The organism is Stenotrophomonas maltophilia group sp. Smal17, from assembly GCF_030237045.1.
GTDB classification, from domain to species: domain Bacteria; phylum Pseudomonadota; class Gammaproteobacteria; order Xanthomonadales; family Xanthomonadaceae; genus Stenotrophomonas; species Stenotrophomonas forensis.
This window is the reverse complement of the sequence record NZ_JASJSU010000038.1, coordinates 1-8,461: the sequence shown is the minus strand read 5'-3', so window position 1 is coordinate 8,461 and position 8,461 is coordinate 1. Positions and strand designations below refer to the sequence as shown.

6 protein-coding genes are annotated in these 8,461 nt (G+C 65.6%); 3 read left to right on the top strand and 3 right to left on the bottom strand.

The window, feature by feature from the left end:
* Window positions 1-46: 46 nt before the first annotated feature.
* The 3 genes from QRO93_RS11880 to gmk form a co-directional block, all read right to left on the bottom strand.
* Entirely contained in the window at window positions 47-2,209 is a 2,163-nt protein-coding gene (locus QRO93_RS11880; protein WP_006466563.1) for a bifunctional (p)ppGpp synthetase/guanosine-3',5'-bis(diphosphate) 3'-pyrophosphohydrolase, read from the bottom strand.
* Window positions 2,210-2,314: 105 nt separating this feature from the next.
* Window positions 2,315-2,614, bottom strand: coding sequence for a DNA-directed RNA polymerase subunit omega (gene rpoZ / locus QRO93_RS11875; RefSeq protein WP_005410877.1), 300 nt, complete (start codon window positions 2,612-2,614; stop codon window positions 2,315-2,317).
* A gap of 110 nt (window positions 2,615-2,724) precedes the next feature.
* Window positions 2,725-3,390 (bottom strand): guanylate kinase, encoded by a 666-nt coding sequence (gene gmk / locus QRO93_RS11870; protein WP_006466566.1) that lies wholly within the window; start codon window positions 3,388-3,390, stop codon window positions 2,725-2,727.
* A gap of 293 nt (window positions 3,391-3,683) precedes the next feature.
* Here gmk and fdnG point away from each other — a divergent pair, with 293 nt between their 5' ends.
* Genes fdnG through QRO93_RS11855 form a run of 3 tightly spaced genes read left to right on the top strand, consistent with a single transcriptional unit; the run spans window position 3,684 to window position 8,324 of the window.
* Entirely contained in the window at window positions 3,684-6,752 is a 3,069-nt protein-coding gene (gene fdnG / locus QRO93_RS11865) for a formate dehydrogenase-N subunit alpha (RefSeq protein ID WP_180880011.1), read from the top strand.
* A gap of 10 nt (window positions 6,753-6,762) precedes the next feature.
* Window positions 6,763-7,680 (top strand): formate dehydrogenase subunit beta, encoded by a 918-nt coding sequence (gene fdxH / locus QRO93_RS11860; protein WP_053450686.1) that lies wholly within the window; start codon window positions 6,763-6,765, stop codon window positions 7,678-7,680.
* The gene (locus QRO93_RS11855; protein ID WP_053450687.1) at window positions 7,677-8,324 is read left to right on the top strand and encodes a formate dehydrogenase subunit gamma; all 648 of its coding nucleotides are present in this window, start codon (window positions 7,677-7,679) and stop codon (window positions 8,322-8,324) included. Before fdxH ends, QRO93_RS11855 begins: the two co-directional genes overlap by 4 nt.
* The last annotated feature ends 137 nt before the right edge of the window (window positions 8,325-8,461 follow it).

Genomic DNA, 8,461 nt, shown 5'->3' with positions numbered 1-8,461 from the left:
CGCCCCCCCCCCCCCACTACCGGGAGCATCCACGCATGGCGTGGATCTACTGGCGGCGTACCGACTGCACGACCGACAGGCGGCGCAGGCGGCGCATCACTTCGGCCAGGTGGTTGCGGTCGCGCACCTGGATGTTGAACGCCAGCACGGCGGCGTTGAAGTCGCGGTCCAGGTAGTCCACGCGCTCGATGTTGGAGTGGCTCTGCGCGATGGCGGCCGCCAGCTGCGCCAGCACGCCGGTGCCGTTCTCCACTTCCACCACCAGCGAAGTGTCGTAGTCGCCGGAGACGGTGGTGTCCCAGCCGATCGGCACCCAGCGCTCGGGCGACTTGCGCAGTTCGGCCAGGTTCGGGCAGTCCATGCGGTGCACCACGATGCCCTTGCCGGCAGTGTGGTAGCCCATGATCTCGTCGCCGGGAATCGGCTGGCAGCAGCCGGCGAAGGTGACCACGCCACGCTCGCTGCCGTTGATCAGGATCTTTTCCTGCGAGTGGTGGCGCGAATGCGGGCCACCGCGCAGTTCGGCGTAGGCCATCAGTGCCTGCGCCGCCTGGGTCGGCATCCAGTTGCCCAGCGCGACTTCGGCCAGCAGGGCCTCCAGGCGCGGGAAGCGATGCTCGGCCAGGAACGCATCCAGGCGCCCCTTCGGCAGCCGCTCCAGCGAGGAATCCATGGCTTCCAGCGCGCGGTCGAGCATGCGATGGCCCAGCTGCACGGCATCTTCGTGTTCCAGCTGCTTGAGCTGGTGGCGGATGGCGGTGCGTGCCTTGCTGGTGACCACGAACTCCAGCCACTGCGGTTTCGGCGTGGCCGAGCGCGCGGTGATGATTTCCACCGACTGGCCCGACACCAGCTTGGTGCGCAGCGGCACCAGCTTCTTGTCCACCCGCGAGGCCACCGCCATGTTGCCGACGTCGGTATGCACGGCATAGGCGAAATCGAGCGCGGTCGAGTTGCGCGGCAGGGCCAGGATCTTGCCCTTCGGGGTGAACAGGTAGACCTCGTCCGGGAACAGGTCGACTTTGACGTTGTCGAGGAATTCCAGCGAGGACCCGGCGGCGCGCTGCGAATCGATCAGCTCGACGATCCAGGCATGCGCACGGCTCTGCGCGCTGTTGGGCGAATCACCGCCGAACTTGTAGGTCCAGTGCGCGGCCACGCCGCGTTCGGCGATCAGGTCCATCTCTTCGGTGCGGATCTGCACTTCGATCGGCGAACCATAGGGCCCGAACAGCACGGTATGCAGCGACTGGTAACCGTTGGCCTTGGGAATGGCGATGAAATCGCGGAAGCGCCCATCCAGCGGCTTGAAGGTGGCATGCACCGAACCCAGCGCGTGGTAACAGCTGGGCACGCTGCGCACGACCAGGCGGAAGCCGAACACGTCCATCACCTGGTCGAAGGATTTGTTCTCGTCGCGCATCTTGTTGTAGATGCTCCACGGGGTCTTGATGCGGCTGATCAGCCGATGCTCGATCCCTTCCTTGGCCAGGCGCTGCGACAACTGCACTTCCACCTGCGCCATCGCTTCGCGGCGCACCACCGGCTGGCTGCGGATGTGCTTTTCGATGATCGCGTGGCGCCACGGATACAGCGCCTTGAAACCGAGGTTCTGCAGTTCGCTCTTGACCAGGCTCATGCCCAGGCGCTGCGCGATCGGTGCGTAGATCTCCAGCGTCTCGCGGGCGATGCGGCCGCGTGCCTCGCGGCTCTGCGCACCCAGCGTGCGCATGTTGTGCAGGCGGTCGGCCAGCTTGATCATGATCACGCGCAGGTCGCGCGACATCGCCAGCAGCATCTTGCGGAAGCTCTCGGCGGCCGCTTCCTGGCGGTCGCGGAATTTCAGCTTGTCCAGCTTGGTCACGCCGTCGACCAGTTCGGCCACGGCTTCGCCGAACTCCGAGGCCAGTTCCTCACGGGTCAGCGGGGTGTCTTCGATGGTGTCGTGCAGGATCGCAGCGATCAGTGCTTCCACGTCCAGGCCCAGCTCGGCCAGAACCTGGGCCACGGCCACCGGATGGGTGATATAGGGCTCGCCCGACTTGCGCGTCTGCCCAGCGTGCGCGGCGGATCCGACTTCCCAGGCACGGCGCAGCAGCGGCAGCTGCTCCGGCGGCAGGTAATGGGCGGCGCGTTCAAGCTGGAGGACGTAGTCGGGTACGGCGGCAGTGGCGGCTGCGGCGACCTTGGCAGTGGGGCCTGGGTTCATGCCCGAAGCCTATTCCAGCGCGACGTTTACGGCAAATCCTGAATGCGAAACAGCCCGCGCGGGGCGGGCTGTTCGGCTATCCAGCAATGACTCTGATCGATGTGATCAATCGTCGTTCTTGGACATGTCTTCGTCGGCGACCACTTCGGCGGCGGCCCACTCCAGCGCTTCGCGCTCGGCGCGCTCACGCTCGGCCTTCTCGACTTCGTCGATCAGCGCGTTGTCGATCTTGCGGGCGGCGATTTCGCGCAGCGCCAGCACGGTCGGCTTGTCCTCGGTCTCGCTGTTGTCCAGCGTGGCCTGCACGCCGTTGGCGAGCTGGCGGGCACGCTTGGAAGCCATCATGACCAGTTCGAAACGGTTGTTAACGACTTCCAGGCAATCTTCTACGGTGATGCGGGCCATACGGGCTCCCGGCGACCGGTCGGCCGCTCAGTCGAATGAGGGAAAGGGGACGGAGTGTACTGGCAGGGGCTGGACAAAATCAAGCCAACCCCCACCCTATTCTTTTGGAATCAGTCAGTTGCGCCCGGATCGGGGGTCAACAGGGCCTGGATCAGGCCGGCGTGGCGGACCTTCTGGGCCTCCCGACGCAGGCGGCTGGCGGTGAAGATGGCGCACAGCTCGTCGACGGCGGTGTCGAACACCTCGTTGACGATCACGTAGTCGAACTCGTTGAAGTGCAGCATCTCGTCACGCGCCGCGCCCAGGCGCTGGGCGATGACCGCCTCGCTGTCCTGGCCGCGCTTGCGCATGCGGTCCTGCAACGCCTGCTTGGACGGCGGCAGGATGAACACGGTGACCGTGCCCGGCACCAGCTGGCGCACCTGCTGCGCGCCCTGCCAGTCGATCTCCAGCAGCACGTCCTGGCCGGCGGCCAGCTGCGGTTCCACCGACTGCCGGGCGGTGCCCTTCCAGTCGCCGTGCACCCAGGCATGCTCGAAGAAATCGCCGGCGGCGATCATCTGCTCGAACTTTTCGGCACTGACGAAGTGGTAGTGCTGGCCGTTCACTTCACCCGGGCGCATCGCACGCGAAGTGAAGGAAATCGACAGGGCGATCTGCGGATCACGCGCCAGCGTGGCGTTGACGATGCTGCTCTTGCCGGCGCCGGAAGGGGCGGCAACGATGTACAGCGTGCCGCGCGCGACGGCGTCCGACGAAGGTGACGGGGCGCTCATGCACGGAACCCAACTGGTTGATTTCGCAAAATTTTTCCTCGATGTTCCAGATCCGGCGCGGAGGATCGCGCCAGGACGGCGGAGGCTGCGCGGAACATCCTGGAACCAGGCCCGGCAGACGGCTCCCCGGGGTGCGGGCACGCAACTTTACCAGAGCCGCCCCTTTTCGCGCCCCTTGGCGAGGCGGCCGGACCTGGTGCCACATGGGCATCCGGGGGCCTGTGCTATAACCGGGCCGTACCTACCGACAGCCGGGTGGTCTGCGTGCCGCCCCGCCATCCAAGGAGAACGGCATGCCCTCGATGAGTCGCCGCCAGTTCCTGAAGGTCACCGGGACAACCCTGGTGGGCTCCAGCCTGGCATTGATGGGCTTCGCGCCCGGCATCGCGCTCGCGGAGGTCCGGCAGTACAAGCTGACCCGCGCGACCGAGACCCGCAACACCTGTACCTACTGTTCGGTGGCCTGCGGCATCCTGATGTACAGCCTCGGCGATGGTGCCAAGAACGCCGAGCCGAGCATCTTCCATATCGAAGGCGACCCGGACCATCCGGTCAACCGCGGCACGCTGTGCCCGAAGGGTGCCGGCCTGGCCGACATCATCCACAGCAAATCGCGCCTGCTCTACCCCGAGTACCGCGCACCGGGCTCGAACGAGTGGAAGCGGCTGAGCTGGGACGATGCGCTGGACCGCATCGCGCGGCTGATGAAGGAAGACCGCGACGCCAACTTCGTAGAGAAGAACGAGGCCGGGCAGACGGTCAACCGCTGGCTGACCACCGGCATGCTGGCGGCCTCGGCCACCAGCAATGAAACCGCGGTGCTGACCCACAAGGTCGTGCGCTCCCTCGGCATGCTGGCGTTCGACAACCAGGCACGTGTCTGACACGGCCCGACGGTGGCAGGTCTTGCCCCGACGCTAGGCCGTGGTGCGATGACGAATCATTGGGTCGACATCAAGAATGCCGACCTGATCCTGATCATGGGTGGCAATGCCGCCGAGGCGCACCCGTGCGGCTTCAAATGGGTGACCGAAGCCAAGGCACACAACAAGGCCCGCCTGATCGTGGTCGACCCGCGCTTCAACCGCTCTGCCGCGGTGGCCGACGTGTATGCGCCGATCCGTACCGGCACCGACATCGTGTTCCTGGGCGGCCTGATCAACTACCTGTTGACCGAGGACCGCATCCAGCACGAGTACGTGCTGAACTACACCGACATGTCGTTCCTGGTGAAGGACGAATTCGCCTTCAAGGATGGCCTGTATTCGGGCTACAACGAAGAGAAGCGCAGCTACGACCGTTCCAGCTGGGACTACGTCTATGGTGATGACGGCTTCGTGCGCAGCGACCCGACACTGAAGGACCCGCGCTGCGTCTACACCCTGCTCAAGCAGCACTACGCGCGCTACACCGTGGAGATGGTCGAACGCATCTGCGGTACGCCGGCCGACAGCATCCGCCAGGTCTGGGACATGATCGCGTCCACCGCCGGCAAGGACAAGGCGATGACCATCCTGTACGCGCTGGGCTGGACGCAGCACTCGGTGGGCGCGCAGAACGTGCGTGCCGGCACCATGGTGCAGCTGCTGCTGGGCAACATCGGCGTGGCCGGCGGCGGCATGAACGCGCTGCGCGGACACTCCAACATCCAGGGCCTGACCGACATCGGCCTGATGTCCGACCTGCTGCCCGGCTACCTGACGTTGCCGAAACAGGACGAACAGGACTACGACGCCTACATCGCCAAGCGCACACAGAAGCCGCTGCGCGCCAACCAGATGTCGTTCTGGCAGAACTATCCGAAGTTCCACGTCAGCCTGATGAAATCGTGGTGGGGCGACGCCGCCACCGCCGACAACAACTGGTGCTTCGATTACCTGCCCAAGCTCGACAAGCCGTACGACATGCTGCAGGCGTACGAGCTGATGAACGAAGGCAAGATCCACGGCTACATCTGCCAGGGCTTCAACCCGCTGGCCTCGGCGCCGAACAAGGGCAAGCTGATCAGCGCGTTCTCCAAGCTGAAGTTCATGGTCAGCATGGACCCGCTGGAAACCGAGACGATTGCGTTCTGGCAGAACCATGGCGCGCTGAACGACGTCGATCCCCGCGCCATCCAGACCGAAGTGTTCCGCCTGCCGACCACCTCTTTCGCCGAGGAGAACGGCGCGGTGGTGAACTCCTCGCGCTGGCTGCAGTGGCACTGGAAGGGCGCCAATCCACCGGGCGAAGCGCGCAGCGACATCGAGATCATGTCCGAGCTGTTCCATCGCATCAAGGCGATGTACGAGAAGGACGGCGGCGCATGGTGGGAGCCGGTGCGCGATCTGGCCTGGAAGTATTCCAACCCGGAGGTGCCGACGCCGGAAGAACTGGCGATGGAATACAACGGCAAGGCGCTGGCGGACGTGTTCGATCCCAAGGACCCGACCAAGCTGGTGCGCAAGGCCGGCGAGCAGCTGGCCGCGTTCGGCGACCTGCGCGACGATGGCAGCACCTCATCGGGCTGCTGGATCTACATCGGCGCCTGGGGCCCGACCGGCAACATGATGGCGCGGCGTGACAACAGCGACCCGACCGGCATCGGCAATACGCTGGGCTGGGCCTGGGCGTGGCCGGCCAACCGCCGCGTGATGTACAACCGCGCTTCGTGCGACGTGGCCGGCCAGCCGTTCGATCCCCGGCGCACGCTGCTGGCGTGGAACGGCAAGAACTGGGGCAGCGTGGACGTACCCGACTTCAAGGCCGACGAAGATCCGGCCGGCGGCATGGGACCGTTCATCATGAACCCCGAAGGCATCGCCCGCTTCTTCGCCAAGGCCGGCATGGCCGAGGGCCCGTTCCCCGAGCATTACGAGCCGTTCGATACACCGCTGCGCAGCAACCCGCTCAGCCCCGGCCAGGCGCAGACGCTGAACAACCCGGCCGCGCGCGTGTTTGCCAGCGACCGTGCGCAGATCGGCTCGCCGGATGAGTTCCCGCATGTGGCCACCACCTACCGCCTGACCGAGCATTTCCACTTCTGGACCAAGCACGGCAAGCTCAACGCCATCATCCAGCCCGAGCAGTTCGTCGAGATCGGCGCGGCATTGGCCGACGAACTGGGCATCAACAACGGCAGCCGCGTGCGGGTCAGTTCCAAGCGCGGCCACATCGAAGCGGTGGCGATGGTGACCAAGCGCATCAAGGCCCTGCAGATCGACGGCCGCACCGTGCACCAGGTGGGCATACCGATCCACTGGGGCTTCCTCGGTGCGGCCAAGCCCGGCTACATCGCCAATACGCTGACCAACGCCATCGGTGACGGCAACTCGCAGACGCCCGAGTCGAAGTGCATCCTGGTCAAGGTCGAGAAGGTGTAGGAGACACGTCATGTCACTGCAATCGCTGGACATCATCCGCCGCTCGGCCACCACCACGCCCTCGCCGGAGGCGCGTGGTGCGCACACCGGCCAGGTCGCCAAGCTGATCGACGTGAGCAAGTGCATCGGCTGCAAGGCCTGCCAGGTCGCCTGCATGGAGTGGAACGACCTGCGCGACGAGGTCGGCAGCTGCGTCGGCAGCTATGACAACCCGCCCGACCTGAGTGAACAGTCGTGGACGGTGATGAAGTTCCGCGAGTACGAGGACGAGAAGGGCAAGCTGGAATGGCTGATCCGCAAGGAAGGCTGCATGCACTGCAGCGATCCGGGTTGCCTGAAGGCCTGCCCGTCGCCGGGCGCGATCATCCAGTACGCCAACGGCATCGTCGATTTCCAGGAAGAGAACTGCATCGGCTGCGGCTACTGCGTCACCGGCTGCCCGTTCGACGTCCCGCGCATTTCCAAGAAGGATCACAAAGCCTACAAGTGCACGCTGTGCTCGGACCGCGTCGCGGTGGGCCAGGAGCCGGCTTGCGTGAAGACCTGCCCGACCGGTGCGATCACCTTTGGCAGCAAGCAGGCGATGACCGAGCATGCGGCCGGCCGCGTGGAGGACCTGAAGTCACGCGGCTACGAGAACGCCGGCCTGTATGACCCGCAGGGCGTCGGCGGCACCCACGTGATGTACGTGCTGCAGCACGTCGACAAGCCCGAGCTGTACGCCGACCTGCCCAAAGACCCGCGCATCAGCCCGATGGTGGAGGTGTGGAAGGGCGTGGCCAAGCCGCTGGGCGTGCTGGCCATCGCCGCTACCGCGTTTGTCGGCTTCCTGCATTACATCGGCATCGGCCGCAACACGGTGAACGACGAGGAAGAGGAAGAGGCCGAACACGAGGCGAAGAAGATCGAAGAGGAGCAGCGGCCATGAAGTACGCACCGCACCCGCGGCAGATCATCCGCTACCGCGCGCCGACCCGCATCAACCACTGGATCGTGGCGATCTGTTTCGTGCTGACCGCGCTGTCCGGGCTGGCGCTGTTCCACCCTGCCCTGTTTCCGTTGACCCAGCTGTTCGGCGGCGGGCCGTGGACGCGCATCCTGCACCCGTTCATCGGCCTGGCCATGGTGATCGGCTTTGCCCTGCTGGCACTGCGGATGTGGCGTGACAACTTCCTCAGCGCCGATGACCGCGCGTGGATGCGCGGCATGCGCGATGTGCTGCGCAACGAGGACGAGAAGCTGCCGCCGGTGGGCCGTTTCAATGCCGGCCAGAAGTTGCTGTTCTGGGCGATCATTGGTTGCCTGTCGGCGCTGCTGCTGACCGGCTTCGTGATCTGGCGGCAGTACTTCAGCCACTTCTTCCCGATCGGAGTGATCCGCTTCTCGGTGCTGGCCCACGCGTTGTTCGGCTGGGTGCTGGTCTGCGCGATCGTGGTGCACATCTATGCGGCGATCTGGATCAAGGGTTCGGTGCGGGCGATGACCCAGGGCAAGGTGACCTACGGGTGGGCGTACAAGCATCACCGGCAATGGTTCCGGGACATCCTGCGCGGGCGGCGGGAAGAGGGTTAGTGGCAGGGCCTGCGGCCCTGCACCCGCTGCAAGCCACAGCAACAGCGGCTCTCCGTGGGATGGCGGGGCACTGTGGGTGTGCGGGGACGCCGTAAACCCGTCCCTGGGGGCTTGGCCGCGGCATCCATGCCGCGGAC